Below are 18,340 nucleotides of genomic sequence, written 5' to 3' on the forward strand. Positions count from 1 at the left end.
GCTCCGAGGCTAGCCAGGGGTGCAAGCGGGTGGAATGTGCCGCCACCATGAGGATACGGCCATGATTGTGCTCATGGCACAGACGTCCCTCCTTCACGTCCTCGAGCACGGCGAGCAGTTCGGCATGGTCTGCCGCGCGGGCGACCCGGCGGGCGTCTCGCTCAGCGGAGTGGAGATGCTGGCACTCGAGGACGTGGGACAGGCGCTGCCCGGCCACCTGGTGATCGTGCTGCACGGCGCGGAGCAGCCGCGGGCGTACCAGATCGACATCGTCATCCGGCGGGCGATCGCGGCCGAGGTCGCCGCGCTGCTCTTCGTCGGCGAGCTGGCGCTGGCCGAGACCTCGCGCTCGCTGGCCGATCGCGGGGCGCTGCCGGTGCTGACCGCGAGCGCGCCGCCGTCCGACCTGGCCGTCTCGATCGACCGGCTGCTGCGCGGCGGGGCGGCCGAGGCGCTCGGCCGGGCGGAGCTGGCGATCGCCGCCGCCCGGGCCGCCTGCGACGGCGACCCTCTCGATGCGCGCTCGGCGGTGCTCGACGCGGCGACGGCGGCGCTCGGGATCGAGCTGCGGATGATCGAGGACCCGGCCGTCACCTGGAGCGACCCCGACGCGGTCTGCATCGGCGAGGTCGCGGTCGGGCGGCTGGTCGCCGAGCAGCCGGAGACCGCGGCGGTGATCGCGCTGCCGGTGATCGCCGCGCTGCTCTCGCGGGCCCTGCAGCGCGAGTCGCAGGTGCGCTTCGGTCCGGCGCGCTCGCGAGCCGACCTCGTGGTCGAGCTGCTGCTGGCCGAGTCCTCGCGCATCGACGCCCTCGCGGTGGACGCCGCGCGGGCCGGGCTGCCGGTCGCCTCCGCGCACGCCGCCGCGTGGATCACCCCGCGCCACCGCGAGGACGCCGAGCGCCGCCTGCCCGCCGCACTGGTCGCGGCGATCGAGCTGAACGCCTTCCAGCTGACCGACGGCCGCGACGAGGTCTGGCACCTCGCGGTCTTCCATGACGACCTGGTGGTGGTGGCGTCGGAGGAGTCGGGCGCGCCGGACCACCAGCGGCGCGTGCGGGACGTGGCCGAGCGGCTGATCGCGTACGGCGTGGCGGTCACGGGGGAGGGCTGGACGTTCACGGTCGGGCTCGGCACGCCGCAGTCGGGCGCCTCGGGGCTCCGGCAGTCGGCGACGGAGGCGCGGATCACCGCCGGCTCGGCCGTCGCGGCGGGCCGCCTCGGGGCGGTCGAGGTCACCGACGTGACGGGGCTGCGGCGGGTGCTGCTCGACTTCTACGCGTCGCCGCTCAGCCGCGCGCTGCTCGACGACGTGCTCGCGCCGCTCGACGCCCTCGGCGCCGAGCGCTCCGCCATCTCGGTCCGCACGCTGCTGGCGTACCTCAGCAACCGCAACTCCCTCGCCCGGGCCGGCGAGGTGCTGCTGCTGCACCCGAACGCCGTGAACTACCGCGTGCGCCGGATCGAGCAGGCGCTAGCCCTGGACCTCGACGACCCGGACACCCGCTTCGCCCTGGAGCTGGCCTGCCGTCTGCGCGTGATGGCGACGACGCGCTGACGCGCCGGCGCCGCGGGCGCAGCGGCACTCGATCGTGTCGGCGGCAGGTCCCGATCATGCCGGTGGCGGCTTCCGATCATGCGGGTCGAGTAGCCCCGCAGGGGCGTATCGAGACCCGCCGGCGCCAGCGGGGCAGTCTGCAGACTCGACTTCTGACGCTGGTGGATCTCGATACGCCCGCTCCGCGGGCTACTCGATCAGCATGGGCTTCGCCATACTGATAAGGTGATCTTTCGGGCAGCGGCGACGCCCTGTCATGGCTTCAGCGAATTCCCCCAGTGGGCCTCTCCGGGCGCGAACCGTGACGCGCCGGGGGTCCTTCTCTTCTCGCAGGATCATCTCGGTGAGTGCTGCTGCGTGCTGCGCCGCGTCGACTGGACGCGGAGCGGGGGCTGCGTGGGCGCCGGAGCCCGGTACGGGTCCACTCGCGCGGCAGGTGCACCGCGACTGGACGCGGAACGGGGTGCGGCCGGGCGTCGGAGCCCGATCCGGGTCCACTCGTGCGGATCCGGTGCCCTGTCAACACCTCGATGTCTGAAGGGATGTTCAGATAGCGTCATCGGCGAGCGGATCCGGAGTCGGCCGTCGTCGCATCCCCCCGCGGCCCCACGAGAAGGCGCCCGCCCGCGGACGCCGACCCTCGGGCCGTGGCGACGAGGGCACTGCTCGTCCGCCGCAGGAGAGCCCCCACTCCCTCGCGGCCGGCCGGACGCACGTCACCGAGCCCCGCCGCTCCCCGCCCCCGACTGCGCGCCGAAGGACCTCGATGACGACTCTGCTGGACCCCCGACCCCCCGAAGGCCGCCGCATCACGGGCGAACGGCCGTGACCGGCCTCGACGACACCCGCACCCCGCCACTCGAGAACGCGCGCGAGCTGGTCCTGCACGCCTGCCGCGTCGGGGACGCCGAACTGCAGTCCCACATCGACGACCTCTGGGTGGCCAAGGCCGACCCCGAGAGGACGCGCGGACTGCTCGCCCGCTACCGGCGCGAGGTCGAGGACGCCCGCAGCCTCCTCGCCGCAGCCGCCGACCCGCAGTGGTGGCGGGCTGCGACCGCCGAGCGGATCGAGGCGAGCTGCCGGGCCGCGCGCATCTGGGCCGAGGGCGACCCGGTCTGCGCCGACCTCGAGCGGGCGTTCGCCGCGCAGCTCCGGAGCGTCCTCGGCATCGACCTGACGCAGATCCCGCGCCAGGAGCGGAGCCGCTGACCTGCGGAGCGATGTGCGCTCCCTCGCGTCGGGAGCCGCTCCCACTCGCCCTGCGACGACGCGCTCCTGTGTGCGAGCCCACGTCGAGTCGGCCTCCCCTCGTGCCGGTCGAGCAGCCCCGCGGGGGCGCCTCGGGATGGTGAAGCCGCTTCGCGTCTCAGTGGTGAGGGAAAGGGCGCGGCTGCGCCGCGTCATGGTGGTCGAGTAGCCCCGCAGGGGCGTATCGAGACCCGCCGTCGTCAGCAGGGCGGGTCTGCAGACGTGTCTGCTGGCGCGGGTGGATCTCGAGACGTCCGCTCCGTGAGCCACTCGATCAGCAGGGACATCGCCCTCTGTACGGGGAGGTCCGTGCTCCCTCAGAGGACCGGTGCGTGCACAACCAAGGCCGGAAGGCGCGATCGGTCGAGAATTCGCGGTTCTCGGGGCGTCCAGCCTGAGTTGTGCACGCCCGCACGCGGACACCCTCAGCGCAGGACGCCCGAGACCGCCTCCGCCAGCCGGATCGCCGCCCGCTCGAGCTCACGTGAGCGCGCGGTGACGTCGTCGGTCATCCCGACGAGGCAGGCCGCCGCGACGACGGCGCCGCTCGCGTCGCGGATCGGGGCCGAGATCGAGACCATGCCGGCGTCGTCGTAGGCCTGCATCGAGAGGACGCCGTCGCGGCGGACGGTCTGCGTCCGGCGGAGGAACCGGGCCAGGTCCCGCGGGGCGTGCCGGGCCGGGAACAGTTGCGTCAGCTCGTCCGGCTCGAGGTCCATCAGCATGGTCGGGCCGCCGTCCGAGCCGACGATCGGGTGGGCGCGGCCGAGCCAGGGGATCATCGCGAGTCCGTCGCCGGCCAGCTCGAGTTCTTCCACGAGCGTGAGACTGCGCATCCCCGCGAGCACGGTGACGAACGCGCACGCGCGCAGGCTCCGCGCCGCCTCGGCGACCAGCGGCCCGCCGCGCGACACGATCAGCGGAGCGGCCGCCGCCCGGAACCAGCCGTGCACGACCCAGGCGATCCGGAGCTCCCCGTCACCGCCGCGCTCGACCACGCCCGCCGCGACGCACGCGTCGAGCAGCCGCCCGGTTCGGTCGCGGCGCAGCCCCGTCGCCCGCGCGGCGCCGGCGGCGGTGTCCGGTCCGTCGGCCAGGTGCTGCAGGAGCGGCAGCACGGCGTGGAGGGCGGAGCCGCCGGCGGAAGGGGCGGTGGAGATCGGCGGATCGTCGCCGTCGGCCGTGTCATTCCGTGCGCCGGCCTCCCGCGACCCGTCCAGCCCCGCCTCGATGCTCCGCCGCGCGACCGCCAGAGCCCGCCGGATCCGCGGCCCGTTCTCGCGCAGCCGCACCGTCGGCAGTCGCACCGCCAGCACCGCGGCGCACTCGCCCGCGGGCGTCAGCAGCGGCGTCGCGATCTCGACCCGCAGCCCCTCGGTCGTCTCCTCGACTGTCTCGTCCCCCAGCCCCATCGGATCCGCGGCCCGCGCGATCGCGCTCCCCGCGTCGTCGATCCGCTCGCCGACCGCGGCGGGGGAGTGCAGGGTCCACGACGAGAGCACGCTGCCGATCACCCGCATCGCCCCGGGCGCCCCGGCCGCCAGCACGACGGTCTCGCCGGTCTGCTGCGCGGCGAGCGTCAGCGCGAAGCGGAGCGACCGCGCGACCGGCGCCGCGGCCCGCCCCGAGAGCCGCACGGCCACCGCGCCCAGGCGGTAGCTGCCGTAGTCCGCGCCGCGCTCGATCAGCCCGGTCCGCTCCAGCTCCGCGCACAGCCGCGAGACCGAGCTGAGCGGCGCGCCGAGCTCGGCGGCGAGAGCGCCGACACCGAGCGGCGCCGTCGGATCCGGCCGCTCGCCGAGCAGCCGCACCACCCGCAGGCCCGTCGTCACGCGTCCGCTCACGAGCCACCCCTCTGCAGAACCGTCAATCCCGTGGCGCCCGAATCGCCGCCAGCACGCACTGTAACAGCGCCGGAACCCGCCGTTCCTACAGTGATCGCACTCGCCCGGCGGCGGTCACGACGGCCCGCCGAGCGCGACGGCGGCGCGCCGTCACCTGCTCCACGAACGCTTCCCACAGCCCTAGGAGTCCCATGAACCCGACCGTCCCCCGCCCCGCGAGCCGCACGGCGCTCCGCTCCACGCCGCACCCCGCCCGCCGGGCCGCCGTCGTCACCGCGGTGCTCGCCTCCGCGGCCCTCCTCGCCGGCTGCTCGGCCGACGCCGCCGCCACGACCGACGCGGAGCCGAGCGCCCTCTTCGAGCAGAGCATCGCCGACCTGGTGCCCGAGGACATCGCGGCCGCCGGCGAGATCCGCATCGCGAGCGGCCCCGGCTATCCGCCGCTGCTCGACCTCGCGGAGGACGGTACGACGCTCTCCGGGTCGCAGCCCGAGGAGATGCGCCTGATCGGCGAGGTGCTCGGCCTCGACGTCGTCTTCGAGGACATCAAGTTCGACGCGCTCTTCCCCTCGCTGGCCTCCGGGAAGATCGACGCCGCGGCAGCCGCGCTGGGCGTCACCGCCGAGCGGCTCGAGACCGTCGACTTCGTCAGCGACTTCCTCGGCGGCACCACGCTGCTGGTCGAGGGCGGCAACCCGCTCGACCTCACGATCGACACGCTCTGCGGCCAGTCCGTCGGCGTGCTCAAGGGCTCGACCGAGAACGACATCACGCTGCCGAAATGGGACGCCGTCTGCACCGAGGCGGGCGAGCCGGCGATCGAGATCTCGACCTTCCCGACCGCGGCCGACGCCGTGCTCGCCCTGAGCTCCGGCCGCGTCGACGCGACGGTCAGCGCCGTCCCGCCGGCCGTCTTCCAGGCCGAGCAGTCCGACGGCGCGCTCGAGGCGCTCGACGTCAACTTCGAGCCGAGCCCCTGGGGCATCGCCTTCCCGGACGGCTCCGAGCTGGCCCCCGCCTTCCAGGCCGCCCTTGAGCACCTGATGACGACGGGCGACTACCAGGAGAACCTCGAGCGCTTCGGCGTCGAGGTCGGCGCGGTCGAGCAGGCCGAGCTCTACACCGACCCGGCCCAGATCAGCGGATGACCGCCGTGGAGCAGCGCGCGACGACCACCGCGCCGCCCGAGACCGTGGTCCCCGTCCGGCACTGGGGCCGGCGGGCCGCGACCGTCGTGATCCTCGTGCTCGCGGCGCTGCTCGCCCACTCGGTCGCGACCAATCCCAACTTCGAGTGGGGCAGCGTCTTCGGCTACTTCCTCGACGGGCGGATCCTCCGCGGACTCGGCACCACGCTCCTGCTCACCGTGATCGCGATGCTCGTCGGCATCGTCATCGGCGTCCTGATGGCCGTCGGCCGGCAGTCGCAGACGCTCGTGGTCGCCACGGCGGCGGGCGCGTTCGTCGCCTTCTTCCGCGGCACGCCGCTCCTGGTGCAGCTGATCTTCTGGTTCAACCTCGCCGCGCTCTACCCCGAGCTCAGCCTGGGCGTCCCGTTCGGCCCCACCTTCGCCAGCGCCGACACCAACGTGCTGATCAGCCCGTTCCTCGCCGCGATCCTGGGCCTCGGGCTCAACGAGGGCGCCTACATGTCCGAGATCGTCCGCGCGGGCCTGCTCTCGGTCGACCCCGGCCAGGTCGACGCCGCCGAGGCGCTCGGGCTGCGCAAGGCCCAGGTCTTCCGCCGGATCGTCCTGCCGCAGGCGATGCGGGTGATCATCCCGCCGACCGGCAACCAGACGATCTCGATGCTGAAGACGACGTCTCTGGTGAGCGTGATCGCGATCCCGGACATCCTCTTCGCCGCCCAGACCATCTACTCCCGCAACTTCGAGGTGATCCCGCTGCTCATCACCGTCAGCCTCTGGTACCTGCTCGTCACCACGGTCCTCAGCGCGGGTCAGCGGATGATCGAGCGGCGCTTCTCCCGTGGCGACCGGATCGTCCAGGGCCCGACCCCGCTCGGGGCGCTGCTCGCGAGCGCGAGGCCGCGGCCCGCCGCCCGAGGGGAGGGAGCGCTGTGACCGCGCCCATGGTCCAGGCGACCGGCGTGCACAAGCAGTACGGCGGCAACCTCGTCATCCGCGGCATCGACCTGACCGTCGCGCCGGGCGAGGTGACCTGCCTGCTCGGCCCGTCCGGCTCGGGCAAGAGCACCTTCCTCCGCTGCATCAACCACCTCGAGAAGATCGACGCGGGCACGATCAGTGTCGCCGGCGAGCTGGTCGGCTACCGCCGCCACAACGGCCGTCTGCACGAGCTGCGCGACGCCGAGATCGCGACGCGGCGCAGTGAGATCGGCATGGTCTTCCAGCAGTTCAACCTCTTCCCGCACCTCACCGTGCTGGAGAATCTGATCGAGGCGCCCGTCCTGGTCCGCCGCGAGAAGGTGTCGGACGCCACGGCCCGCGCCCGCGTGCTGCTCGACCGGGTCGGCCTCGGCGCCAAGGCGGACGCGTACCCGCGCTCGCTCTCCGGCGGTCAGCAGCAGCGGGTCGCCATCGCTCGCGCCCTCGCGATGCGACCCCGCCTGATGCTCTTCGACGAGCCGACCTCCGCGCTCGACCCGGAGCTGGTCGGCGAGGTGCTCGACGTGATGCGCGACCTCGCCGCCGAGGGCATGACGATGATCGTCGTCACCCACGAGATCGGCTTCGCCCGCGAGGTCGCCGACACGGTGACCTTCATGGACGGCGGCGTCGTCGTCGAGTCGGGGCCGCCCGAGCGGATACTCGTCCACCCGCAGCACGAGCGCACCCGCGCGTTCCTGTCCAAGGTCCTCTGACCCTGTCACCCGGGCCGTCGATCCCGGCGGCCCTCACCGATCCACGGAAGCGAAGCATCAGCATGGAGAAGTTCGACGTCGCCGTCGTCGGGATGGGCGCTCTCGGCAGCGCCGCCGCCTACCACCTGGCCCGCCGCGGCGCCCGGGTCGTCGCGTTCGAGCAGTTCGAGCTCGGCCACGTCCGCGGCGCCTCGCACGACACCTCGCGCATCCTGCGCACCTCCTACGGCGCCCCCGAGTACGTCCGGCTCGCGCAGTCGGCGTACCTCGACTGGGCCGACCTCGAGGCGGAGTCGGGCGAATCGCTCGTCACGATCACCGGCGGGCTGGTGTTCTTCCCGGCCGGCAGCCCCTACTCCGCCGAGGCGTTCCGGTCGAGCCTCACCGAGAGCGGAGTCCCGTTCGAGCTGCTCACGCCGGCCGAGGTCACCGCGCGCTGGCCGCAGTTCTCGCTGCCCGAGGGCACGCAGACGGTGTACACCGCCGACTCCGGCATCGTGCACGCCGCCCGCACGGTCGCCGTGCTGCAGCTTCGCGCTCGGCAGCACGGCGCCGTGATCCGCGACCGCACGCCGGTCGAGGCGCTGCTCCCCGGCGAGGACGGGGTCGTCCTGCGCACCGCGGGCGGCGACGTGCTCGCGGGCAAGGTGATCCTCGCCGCCGACGCCTGGACGAACGAGCTGCTCGCACCGCTGGGCGCCGAGATCCCGCTCGTCACGATGCAGGAGCAGGTCAGCTACTTCGCGCCGGCCGAGCCGAGCGCCTTCGACCGCGAGCGCTTCCCGGTCTGGATCTGGGAGGACGAGCACTGCTTCTACGGCTTCCCGACCTACGGCGAGCCGACGATCAAGGCCGCGCGCGACGTCTCCGACAACCTGATGGCGCCGCGCGAGCGCACCTTCGTCCCCTCGGCCGAGCTGCTGGAGGAGCTGACCGGCTTCGTCGGCGCCGTGGTGCCCACCGCCGGCGAGGTGCTGCGGACCGTCACCTGCCAGTACGCGCTGACGCCCGACCGCCGCTTCGTCCTCGGCCCGCTCGACGAGCACCCCGACATCCTGGTCGGACTCGGCGCCGGGCACGCCTTCAAGTTCACGCCGACCATCGGCCGCGTGCTCGCCGAGCTCGCCCTCGACGGTGCGACCAGCGAGGACGTGTCGGCCTTCGGAGTGACCCCGCCGGTCGCGGCGCCGCTCCTGGGCTGAGCGCCGCGCGTCCGGCAGGCTGGTGAGGACCGACTTCGGAGGAGGACCCCGTGCAGATCCAGAGACTCGGTGAGGATGCGCGCCGCCGCCCGCTCTACGGCGGCTCGGGCGTGCTCGACCTGGAGTACTACTTCCGCTCGACCACGGCGCTGCCCAGCTCGGTGATGCGCTTCCACCTCGAGCCGGGCACCTCCGAGGGCGAGCACGTGCACCTCTCCGGCGACCCCGGCAGCTGCTCGCCGGAGAGCTCCGACGAGCTCTACGTCGTCGTCCTCGGCGAGGTCGTGATGACCGTCGACGGCGAGAGCGCCGTCCTCCGCGCGGGCGACGCCCTCTACGCCCCGGCCGGCAGCCACCACGGAGTCGCCAACGAGTCGGACGCCCCCGCCGAGCTGATCCTCGTCTTCGGCCCGCCGACCCAGGCGAGGAGCTGACGCGCTCACGTCTCCGGCCTCGCGACCCGTGCAGCCACGTCGCGTTCATGCTGGTCGAGCAACCGCGCAGCGGCGCCCTCATGCTGGTCGAGTAGCCGCGCCGCGGCGTCCTCATGCTGGTCGAGTAGCCGCGCAGCGGCGTATCGAGACCCGCCGTCGTCAGCACGTCGGGCCTGCAGACCCGCCTTGCGACCATGGTGGATCTCGATACGCCCGCTCCGCGGCCTACTCGATCACCATGAACCGATCTGCGCCAGATCATGCTGGTCGAGTAGCCGCGCAGCGGCGTATCGAGACCCGCCCTCGTCAGCACATCGGTTCTGCAGACCCGCCTCTCGACGCCGGTGGATCTCGATACGCCGCGCTCCGCGGCCTACTCGATCAGCATGGGCTGCCCCCCCATCCATGCCCCCGCACCCCACGTCCCGCCGCGGCCTGCCATCCTGACCTCGCACGCCCCGATCCCGTGCATGGAGGCGCGGATGTCCGACGACGGCATGGCCGAGTCCGGCTACCGGCAGACCCTCACCCGCGGCATCGGCCGCTTCGGCAGCTTCGCCGCGGGAGTCAGCTACATCTCGATCCTGACCGGCACCTTCCAGCTCTTCTCCTTCGGCTACGCGAACGGCGGCCCCGCCTACTGGTGGTCCTGGCCGATGGTGTTCGCCGGCCAGCTCGCCGTGGCACTCTGCTTCGCCGAGCTCGCCGCGCGCTACCCGGTCGCCGGCTCCGTCTACAACTGGAGCAAGCGCCTGGCCGGCCCCACCGTGAGCTGGCTCGCCGGCTGGATCATGGCGCTCGCCTCCGTCGTCTCGCTCGCCGCCGTGGTGCTCGCCTACCAGAGCACGCTGCCGCAGATCTGGCGCGGCTTCCAGCTCGTCGGCGACGGCACCGGCACGAGCTCCGGCGTCAGCGCCGTGCTCTGGGGCGCGATCCTGGTGGCGTTCACGACCGGCGTCAACGCTGTCGGCGTGCGGCTGATGGCCCGCATCAACAGCGTCGGCGTGCTGATCGAGCTGGTCGCTGCGGTCCTCCTCGTCGTCGTCCTCGCCGCCAATGCGGTCAACCCGCCGAACGTCGTCCTCGAGACGGCCGGCCGCGGCGAGGGCGTCCCCGGCGGCTACCTCGGTGCGTTCCTCATCGCCGCGATCGCCTCCGCCTACGTGATGTACGGCTTCGACACCGCCGGCTCGCTCGGCGAGGAGACCGTCGATCCGCGGCGCACCGCCCCGACCGCGATCCTCCGCGCGATCACCGCCTCCTTCGTGCTGGGCGGCCTGATCATCCTCTTCGGCCTCCTCGCCGCCCCCGACCTCGCCGACCCGGCGCTCGGCTCCCCGTCCGGCGGCCTGCAGCTGGTGGTCCTGCAGGTGCTCGGCGGCCCGCTCGGCTCGGTGTTCCTCGGCTGCATCGTGGTCGCGATCACCGTCTGCGCGCTCGCCGTGCACACCGCGGGCATCCGGCTGGTCTTCGCGATGGCCCGCGACAACGCCCTGCCCGGCAGCACCCTGCTCGCCCGCGTCGACCCGCGTCGCCGCACCCCGGTCGCCCCGGCCGTCCTGATCGGCGTGCTCGCCGTGCTGATCCTCGTCGTCAACATCGGCACCCCCGAGATCTTCACCGCCGTGACGAGCGTCGCCGTCATCCTGATCTACCTCGCCTACCTGCTGGTCACCGTCCCCCTGCTGCTGCGCCGCCTGCGCGGCCGCTGGCCCACCGCCGACGCGCCCACCGGCTACTTCTCCCTCGGCCGCCTCGGCCTGCCGGTGAACATCGTCGCCGTGCTCTGGGGCGCCGCGATGGCCGTGAACCTCGCCTGGCCCCGCGTCGAGGTCTACGGCGACGGCCCCCTCCGCTGGATCGCCCTGATCGTCGTCGGCGCGGTCGTCACCGTCGGCCTGGTGTGGTTCCGCCTGCGCGGCCGCCACCACCTCGGCGTCCTGCCGGAGCACGCCCAGCCGCTCCCGGAGCCGCTCGACCGCTGACCCGCCGACGTCCGCGCTCCTGCCCGCCCCTCCGTGTCCCCCGATCCGTCACCAACGGCTGCTTCCCCGCCGCCGAAGGAGCCGTTCGCGCCGGATCGCGGCCCCCTCTGCCCGCGGGAGCCCTGCACCCACTGAGTCGCCCGAGAAGGCGCGTCCCCCCGCCCGGGAGAGAGCCTTCTCGGGCGACTCAGTCCAACGTGGTGGGTGCCGCCGCCGGAGCCGCGCCGCTTATCCCGCTTCTCGCGCACTGAGTCGCCCGAGAAGGCTCGTTCCCCCGCCCAAGAACGAGCCTTCTCGGGCGACTCACCGCCGAGGGCTTCTCGCTCACCGCATCGGGGCCGGCGATCGTGCGCGCGGGGGCCGGCCCGACGGTGCGCCAGGATGGACGGCGGGCGACCGCCCGTCGAGGGGAGGGAGCGCCGTGCCGGACCGCCAGGCTCTCTCGACCGGCGCGCTGCTGACGCACGCGGTGCTGATCCAGGCCGTCGCCTTCCTGCTGCGGCCGGCCGCTGTCTACCAGGCGATCCAGCTCGACGTGCCGGCCTGGGCGCTCGGAGCGCTCGGCGCCTCGTTCGCGGTGGTGCCGCTGCTGATCGCGCTGCCCGTCGGCGGCCTCGTCGACCGGGTCGGCGCCCGCTTCGTGATGGCCTGCGGCTCGCTGCTGACGATCGCCGCCGCCGGGCTGCTGCTGCTCGCGGGCGGAGGCATCGTCGGCCTGCTCTGCGGCACCGCCCTGCTCGGCGCGGGCCATCTCGGCTGCGTCGTCGGCCAGCAGGCGGTGGTCGCCGGGGGAGCGGCCGGCACCCGCCTCGACAGCCGCTTCGGCTACTACACCTTCGCCGCTTCCCTCGGCCAGGCGATCGGCCCCGCCTTCATCCCCGTCTTCGCCGGCAGCGCCGTCCGCCCCGACCCGGCCCCGCTGTTCCTCGTCGGAGGCGCGCTCGCCGTCCTCCTCCTCGCCGTCACCACTGCGATCGCCCGCCCCGCACCCCGCCCCGCCGCCGCAGCGCCGTCCGAGGGCTCGACGCTCGGTCTGCTGCGGATCCCCGGCCTCGCCCGCGCCCTGCTCACCAGCGCGACCGTCGTCGCCGCCGTCGACCTGACCGTCGTCTACCTGCCCGCCCTCGGCGCGGAACGCGGACTCCCCGCGGGCGTGGTCGGCGCCCTGCTGACCGTCCGCGCCCTCGCCTCGATGGCCTCCCGCCTCCTGCTCGGCGCGACGACCTCGCGCTTCGGCCGCACCCGCGTGATGATCGCCGGCATCGTCGTCTCCGCCGTCTGCCTGATCCTCACCGCCCTGCCCGCGCCAACCGCGCTGCTCTTCGTCGCCGTCGCCCTGCTGGGCCTCGGCCTCGGCATCGGCCAGCCGATCACCATGTCCTGGCTGATCGAGCGCACCCCCGCCGACCGCCACGGTCGCGCCCTCTCCCTCCGCCTGGCCGGCAACCGCATGGGCCTGATCGCCCTGCCCACCCTCCTCGGCACCATCGCCGCCGCGGCCGGCGCCGGCGGCGTCCTCATCGGCACTGGCGTCGCCGTCGGCTCCACCCTCGTCCTCCTCCGCGGCGTCCGCCTCGACTGAAGAACCTCCACTGAGCGCCGGCGTCTCGCTTCGCATGCCGATTGCCACACCCGCAAGAGTCGGTGCGGAGACGAATGTCAGCGGTACTCAACCTCTCGAAGGACTGCTCTGATCGAGTCATCCACGCGTATCACTACCTGCCGCAGTCTCTCGAGTTCATCCTGCGCATCATAAGCGACCGAGACGCGCCGAACGATGGAACTCATTATTCCGACAAGGGCATCCAGATAGCTTTCGGTGAGATCGAGTGACAGGGCAAGGTATGTGTAGGCGGAGCCATCCGCATTCTGCGGACCGACGTGAGTGAGTGATCCCATAGTCAGAAGGGAGCCGTGGGCGGCTCCTGAGAGGTGGCGATAAAGCTCGGTCCCGCCTTTTAGTTCGGACTTGGAGCAGGCGAGTTCGAAGGATTGTGTGTAATTCGGCACTTTTTCGCGCTTTCCAGAGACCTCCGATCGAGTCAGTGCTGCTTGAGCGGACTGCAGGGGATCCGCGACGGGCGTCGAGACCCCGTCAGGTCCGAAGGTGCTGATTTCTCGCTTTCCAGCACTCGTCGTGTCCGACAGCTTGAGGGCCGCCGTACGATGACTGAGTTGTTCAGCGGAAGTGGACTCGAGTAGCCACCAGGCTTTACCACTGACCTCTCCGAACGATCGAGCTAGCGATGCCAATGAGGGGGCATAGGGCTCCGCAAGTCGAAGGAGTCGAGCGAAGGCGTGGTAATGGTCGGTGCTGACGAGGGCGAGGCGATGGATGGTTGCGAGCGGCATTTGACCGCCGACGGTTTGCCATCGATAGGCTTCGCTCGACTCGGCTTTCTCGCGCTCCGCTAGCCGAATCAAGCTGCGCGAGGCGTGTAAGCCAAGGTCGATCAGTGCTGACGATAAAGACAAGCGGGCTCTGAACGGTACCGCGGCTCTTCTGTCCATGGCATTCTCTCCTCCTTGTAGGTGCGGCTGTGCGGGGGTTTTCGGCTCGCGTTTGTGCGAAGCGCTGGCGCAACGCCATCGAGTTGTACGCATTACACAGGCGGGCGAGCGAAGTGAGCGGCGTGATCCCAGAAGACCGCAACCTCGTCTCTCAGTAACTCGCCGCTCACTCCAGGCGGACCTCCGCGGCGGACTTGTCGGCGCGCCAGCCGCGCCAGACGGGCTGGCGGAGGGTGCCGCCGGCGGTGCGCTCGCGGTAGCGGACCTCGCCGACGAGGACGGGCTCGACCCAGTGCACGCCGCGGGACTCGGCGGGCGGGACGGAGACCGCGGGCTCGTCGGTGGCGTGCTCGGCGAGGCGGTCGACGAGTCCGCGGCGCTCTCGGTCGCTGAAGCCGCTGCCCACCCGGCCGGAGTAGACCAGGCCGTCGTCGCCGGGGAGCGCCGTCAGCAGCGAGCCGACCGAGCCGACGAGGCCGCCCTCGCCCTCGCGCCAGCCGACGATCACCACCTCCTGCACGCGGTGATGGGTGAGCTTCACCCAGTCGCCGGAGCGGACGCCCGGCCGGTACGCCGCGTCTCGGCGCTTGGCGACCACGCCCTCCAGGCCGAGCGCGAGGCTCGTCGACATCGCCTCCTCCAGGTCGCCGTCGAACACCGACGGCACGTGCACGCGCTCGTTCTCGGTCGCCAGCTGCTCCAGGGCCGCGCGGCGCTCGTCGTAGGGGCGGCCGACGGCCTCCGTTCCGTCGATCGCCAGCATGTCGAAGAGCATCAGGTGCGCCGGAGTCGCGCGTGCCGCCGCCTCGATCTCGCGCGGCCTGGTCAGCCCGCCGCGGGTCTGCAGCCGGCCGAAGTCGGGCCGGCCGCGGTCGTCGAGCGCGACGATCTCGCCGTCCAGCACGCAGTCGACCGCCGCCGCCTCGGCGATCGGACCGAGCAGGTCGGGGAACGCGGCCGTCAGGTCGTTGCCGTTCCGGCTGGTCAGGGTCACCGCTCCGCCCGCCACCCGCACCAGGGCGCGATAGCCGTCCCACTTCATCTCGATCGCGGAATCCCCGGGGATGTCCGCCGCACGGCCGGCGGTCGCGAGCATCGGCCGGAAGGCGGCGGCCTCCGCGGTCGGCGCGACACCGGAGGCCGCCGTCGCTCCGGAACCGGTGGGAGCCGTAGCGGACGGTGCCGACGCTCCAGCACCCGACGCCCCAGACGGGCCACCGCCCTTCCGCACCCCGACCCCGCGCCCGTGCGTCTTCCCTCCGTGTGACTGTCCGCCGTGCGCCGCGGCCCCCGGCGCCATGAGGTGCAGCAGCCAGTTCTTCTCGTCCCCCTTCCCGCCCTTCGCCCCCGTGTGCAGCAGCGCGTACCGGCGCGGCTCGCCGCCGAGCCCGCCGTCCGGCCGGCCCGTCAGCACCGCGATCACCTCCTCGCCCTCGCGCCACTTCTCCAGCGCGTAGGTGCCCTCGTCCCAGATCCGCACCTCGCCGCCGCCGTACTCGCCCGCGGGGATCGTGCCCTCGAAGGTCGCGTACTCGAGCGGGTGGTCCTCCGTCTGCACCGCCAGCCGGTTCGGATCGCCGTCCAGCGGCGGACCCTTCGGCACCGCCCAGCTGACCAGGACGCCGTCGTGCTCGAGCCGGAAGTCGTAGTGCAGCCGTCGCGCATGGTGCTCCTGCACGACGAAGGTGTCGCCCGACGTCGCGATCCCCGCCCCCGGCGAGGGCACCGGCTCCGGCGTCCTCGAGGCGTCGCGCATGCTGCGATAGGCGGCCAGCCGGTCGGCGGAGGCGTCGGTCGCCGCGAAACCCGCCATTCGCTCCGGCGACGGCTCGAGCCCCGCACCCCGCGACGCGAGCACCGGGCGCAGCAGGTCGCCGTCGCTCCGCAGCCGCTCGACCACCTCGTCCGGGGCGAGGTGCCGCAGGTCCTCCGCCCCGATCTCCTCCCAGGTGCGCGGCGCGGCGACCCGCGGCAGCAGTCGCCCGCGCAGCGAGTACGGCGCGATCGTCGTCTTCGCCGCGCTGTTCTGGCTCCAGTCCACGAGCACCTTGCCCTCGCGCAGGGTCTTCTTCATGTCGGAGACGACCAGATCGCGGTGGTCGGCCTCCAGCGCCTTCGCCAGCTCGTGCGCGACCGAGGAGATCTGATCGCTCGAGGCGGAGGCGTCCAGCGGGCAGTAGAGGTGGATGCCCTTGCTGCCGCTGGTCACCGGGAACGGCTCGAGTCCCATCCCCTCCAGCAGGTCCCGCGCCAGGAACGCCACCTCGGCGCACTCCGCCAGCCCCGCCCCCTCGCCCGGATCGAGATCGAGCACGAGCCGGTCCGGCGGGCGCCGCTCGCCGTCGGAGCCGACCCGCCACTGCGGCACGTGCAGCTCGAGCGCGGCCTGCTGGGCCAGCCAGGTCAGCCCGGCGACGTCGTCGACGAGCGGGTACTCGACGTCGCGCGAGGAGTGCGCGAGCTTCGTCCGGCTGAGCCAGTAGGGCGCGGAGGAGGGCAGGTTCTTCTCGAAGAAGACCTCGCCGGGCTCCTCCGCCGTGCCGACCCCGTCGACCCAGCGCTTGCGCGTCACCGGCCGGCGGGCGAGGTGCGGCAGCATCGCGGAGGCGACCGAGGCGTAGTAGGAGAGGACGTCGGCCTTGGTGAACCCCGCCTCCGGATAGACCACCTTGTCGAGGTTGGTCAGCCGCAGACGCCGCCCACCCACCGACACGAGCTGCTGCGAGGAGGGGGTCATGCCTCCATGGTGGTGCCGCTCGCACACCGGCGGGGAGGGAGTTGCGCCGACGGGGGACAGTCGCGGTGAGGGCGCGGCTGTGGAGGAGTGTCTCGCGGCCCGCGCACGGCTGCACTGGATAGCCTGACGATCACCCCCACTTCCTCGACAAGGAGCCCCCGTGCCCGAGACGATCACCGACATCCCGCTCACCACGATCGACGGATCCTCGTCGACGCTCGCCGACTACGCGCCGGTGAAGCTCATCGTCAACGTCGCCTCCCGCTGCGGCCTCGCTCCGCAGTACGAGAAGCTCGAGGCGCTGCAGAAGCAGTACGGCGACCGCGGCTTCACGGTGCTCGGCTTCCCGAGCAACCAGTTCCTGCAGGAGCTCAGCGACTCCGACAAGATCAAGGAGTACTGCTCGACCACCTGGGGCGTCACCTTCCCGATGTTCGAGAAGGTCAAGGTCAACGGCCGCTCGGCGCACCCGCTCTACGCGGAGCTGACCAAGACCGAGGACGAGGCGGGCAAAGCCGGCAAGGTGAAGTGGAACTTCGAGAAGTTCCTGATCACCGCCGACGGCACCGTGCACCGCTTCCGCCCGACGGTCGAGCCCGACGACCCGCGGATCGTCCAGCTGATCGAGGCGTCGCTCCCCGCCTGATCGCGGCGGCTGCGCGGATCCGATCGAACGGCGGCGCGGGATCGACCCCGCGCCGCGGCGGTTCTAGCGGGCGCGCAGCCCCTCGGCGATCCGTGCTTGCGCGGGCTCGACGCCCTCGGGGCAGACGATGTCCGAGACCTCGAACGGCGTCGCACGGGTGAAGGGGATCATCTCGATTCCGTCGACGTGGCGCAGAAGGACGAGCGCACTGTCGCCGTCGCGGAGGGTGCGGCGCACCTGCCGCAGGAAGACGCCGGCCATCTCGAGCTCGACCGTGAAGATCCGGCCGCTCACATCGATCCGGCAGCCGAGCACCGGCTGCGAGTCGGTCGAGGCGGAATCGGGCGCGTGGCGGACGGCGATCGGCTCGTCCTTGCGCAGGGAGCCTCCCGTCCCGGTCAGGGTGGGTGCTGCGACTGCTCGCGCGGTATCGGTCATCGTCGTCTCCGTCCGTGGTCGCGACCGACGGAGAACCGCCCGGTCACTGTCCTCAGACGCTACGTCGTGACCCTGTGATGGGGGGTGGGGTTGACGGATCCGGTCCCGGGGGAGAAGGCGGCGGGGTCAGGAGCCCTGGCGCGTCTCCTCGGGCTCCGGGAGGACGGACAGTTCGCCGTGCATGCTCGCGACGCTCAGCATCTGCTCGATCCACGCGCGGTTGAGCTTGGGCTGGTGCGTCTCGGCGAAGCGGAAGTGCAGCGGCACCGACGGGTGCAGCCAGACCGAGCTGCGGCCGTGACCGGTGGAGGCGTCCTCGGTCCAGGAGAGGGAGAAGGCCTCGTTGCGCCGCAGCTTCGACAGCACGGCGACCTTGAGGTGGGCGAGGACCCGCTCCTCGAACTCGATCTCGAGATTCTGCGGTCCATAGGTCAGCGTGGCCACGGGCGCCCTTCGTCAGTGCGAGCCGCCCACGGCGGACAGCTCCTCGGGGACGGTAACCGGTGGAGCCCCTCCACGCGGAATCGACGGACAGACACGCCGATGCCCCATTGACAGCCCGGGCCGCGCCCCCTAGCCGGGGGCCGCTGTGCAGACGGGGGTAGATCTCGATACGCCCGCTGCGCGGGCTACTCGATCAGCATGGGGTTCCCGCATTGACGAGGTGAAGTTCTCCGGGGCGGGCAATGATGTGACGCCCCCTCCATGCTGGTCGAGTAGCCCCGCAGGGGCGTATCGAGACCCGCCGTCCTCAGCAGGGCGGGTCTGCAGACTCGTCCTCTCGACGCGGGTGGATCTCCTAGGAAAACATGGTGACCTCAGGCCGCGGCTCGTGGTGTGAGTTGGACGTCGTAGCCGAGGGATTTCAGCTGGTTGAGGGCCTTGTTTCG

At 72.5% G+C, this 18,340-nt stretch carries 15 protein-coding genes; 10 read left to right on the forward strand and 5 right to left on the reverse strand.

Annotated elements, in window-relative coordinates:
- The first annotated feature begins 73 nt into the window (after positions 1-73).
- Both EDF35_RS00455 and EDF35_RS00460 read left to right on the forward strand, forming a co-directional pair.
- Positions 74-1,558, forward strand: a complete 1,485-nt coding sequence (locus tag EDF35_RS00455) for a PucR family transcriptional regulator (RefSeq protein ID WP_208322989.1) — start codon at positions 74-76, stop codon at positions 1,556-1,558.
- Positions 1,559-2,383: 825 nt separating this feature from the next.
- On the forward strand, positions 2,384-2,770 hold the full coding sequence (locus EDF35_RS00460; protein WP_133960420.1) for a hypothetical protein: 387 nt from the start codon (positions 2,384-2,386) through the stop codon (positions 2,768-2,770).
- 464 nt (positions 2,771-3,234) lie between these two features.
- On the opposite strand, the gene EDF35_RS00465 is transcribed toward EDF35_RS00460, so the two are convergent.
- Entirely contained in the window at positions 3,235-4,653 is a 1,419-nt protein-coding gene (locus tag EDF35_RS00465; protein WP_133960421.1) for a helix-turn-helix domain-containing protein, read from the reverse strand.
- Positions 4,654-4,844: 191 nt separating this feature from the next.
- Between EDF35_RS00465 and EDF35_RS00470 the strand changes: the two genes are divergently transcribed.
- The 7 genes from EDF35_RS00470 (at position 4,845) to EDF35_RS00500 (ending at position 12,700) form a co-directional block, all read left to right on the forward strand.
- Entirely contained in the window at positions 4,845-5,801 is a 957-nt protein-coding gene (locus tag EDF35_RS00470; protein WP_133960422.1) for an ABC transporter substrate-binding protein, read from the forward strand.
- Positions 5,798-6,736 (forward strand): amino acid ABC transporter permease, encoded by a 939-nt coding sequence (locus tag EDF35_RS00475; RefSeq protein ID WP_133960423.1) that lies wholly within the window; start codon positions 5,798-5,800, stop codon positions 6,734-6,736. Before EDF35_RS00470 ends, EDF35_RS00475 begins: the two co-directional genes overlap by 4 nt.
- The gene (locus EDF35_RS00480) at positions 6,733-7,497 is read left to right on the forward strand and encodes an amino acid ABC transporter ATP-binding protein (protein WP_279587510.1); all 765 of its coding nucleotides are present in this window, start codon (positions 6,733-6,735) and stop codon (positions 7,495-7,497) included. The genes EDF35_RS00475 and EDF35_RS00480 overlap by 4 nt, the downstream gene beginning before the upstream one ends.
- Before the next feature lie 62 nt (positions 7,498-7,559).
- Positions 7,560-8,699: an N-methyl-L-tryptophan oxidase gene (solA, locus tag EDF35_RS00485; protein WP_133960424.1), complete on the forward strand. Its 1,140-nt coding sequence runs from the start codon at positions 7,560-7,562 to the stop codon at positions 8,697-8,699.
- A gap of 50 nt (positions 8,700-8,749) precedes the next feature.
- Positions 8,750-9,133: a cupin domain-containing protein gene (locus tag EDF35_RS00490; RefSeq protein ID WP_133960425.1), complete on the forward strand. Its 384-nt coding sequence runs from the start codon at positions 8,750-8,752 to the stop codon at positions 9,131-9,133.
- Between the two features lie 482 nt (positions 9,134-9,615).
- Entirely contained in the window at positions 9,616-11,118 is a 1,503-nt protein-coding gene (locus tag EDF35_RS00495; protein ID WP_243839800.1) for an amino acid permease, read from the forward strand.
- Positions 11,119-11,539: 421 nt separating this feature from the next.
- On the forward strand, positions 11,540-12,700 hold the full coding sequence (locus EDF35_RS00500; protein WP_133960427.1) for an MFS transporter: 1,161 nt from the start codon (positions 11,540-11,542) through the stop codon (positions 12,698-12,700).
- Positions 12,701-12,777: 77 nt separating this feature from the next.
- On the opposite strand, the gene EDF35_RS00505 is transcribed toward EDF35_RS00500, so the two are convergent.
- Both EDF35_RS00505 and EDF35_RS00510 read right to left on the reverse strand, forming a co-directional pair.
- Positions 12,778-13,629 carry a hypothetical protein gene (locus EDF35_RS00505; protein WP_133960428.1) on the reverse strand — a complete coding sequence of 284 codons (852 nt, stop codon included), beginning with the start codon at positions 13,627-13,629 and terminating at the stop codon, positions 12,778-12,780.
- A 166-nt stretch (positions 13,630-13,795) separates the two neighbouring features.
- Positions 13,796-16,366 carry an ATP-dependent DNA ligase gene (locus tag EDF35_RS00510; protein WP_133960429.1) on the reverse strand — a complete coding sequence of 857 codons (2,571 nt, stop codon included), beginning with the start codon at positions 16,364-16,366 and terminating at the stop codon, positions 13,796-13,798.
- Positions 16,367-16,526: 160 nt separating this feature from the next.
- On the opposite strand from EDF35_RS00510, the gene EDF35_RS00515 reads away from it, so the two are divergent.
- Positions 16,527-17,012, forward strand: a complete 486-nt coding sequence (locus EDF35_RS00515) for a glutathione peroxidase (protein ID WP_123448041.1) — start codon at positions 16,527-16,529, stop codon at positions 17,010-17,012.
- Between the two features lie 63 nt (positions 17,013-17,075).
- On the opposite strand, the gene EDF35_RS00520 is transcribed toward EDF35_RS00515, so the two are convergent.
- Entirely contained in the window at positions 17,076-17,450 is a 375-nt protein-coding gene (locus EDF35_RS00520; RefSeq protein ID WP_133960430.1) for a hypothetical protein, read from the reverse strand.
- A 126-nt stretch (positions 17,451-17,576) separates the two neighbouring features.
- Positions 17,577-17,894 (reverse strand): hypothetical protein, encoded by a 318-nt coding sequence (locus EDF35_RS00525; RefSeq protein ID WP_123448043.1) that lies wholly within the window; start codon positions 17,892-17,894, stop codon positions 17,577-17,579.
- Between the last annotated feature and the right edge of the window lie 446 nt (positions 17,895-18,340).

The organism is Rathayibacter sp. PhB151, from assembly GCF_004366415.1.
GTDB lineage: Bacteria > Actinomycetota > Actinomycetes > Actinomycetales > Microbacteriaceae > Rathayibacter > Rathayibacter festucae.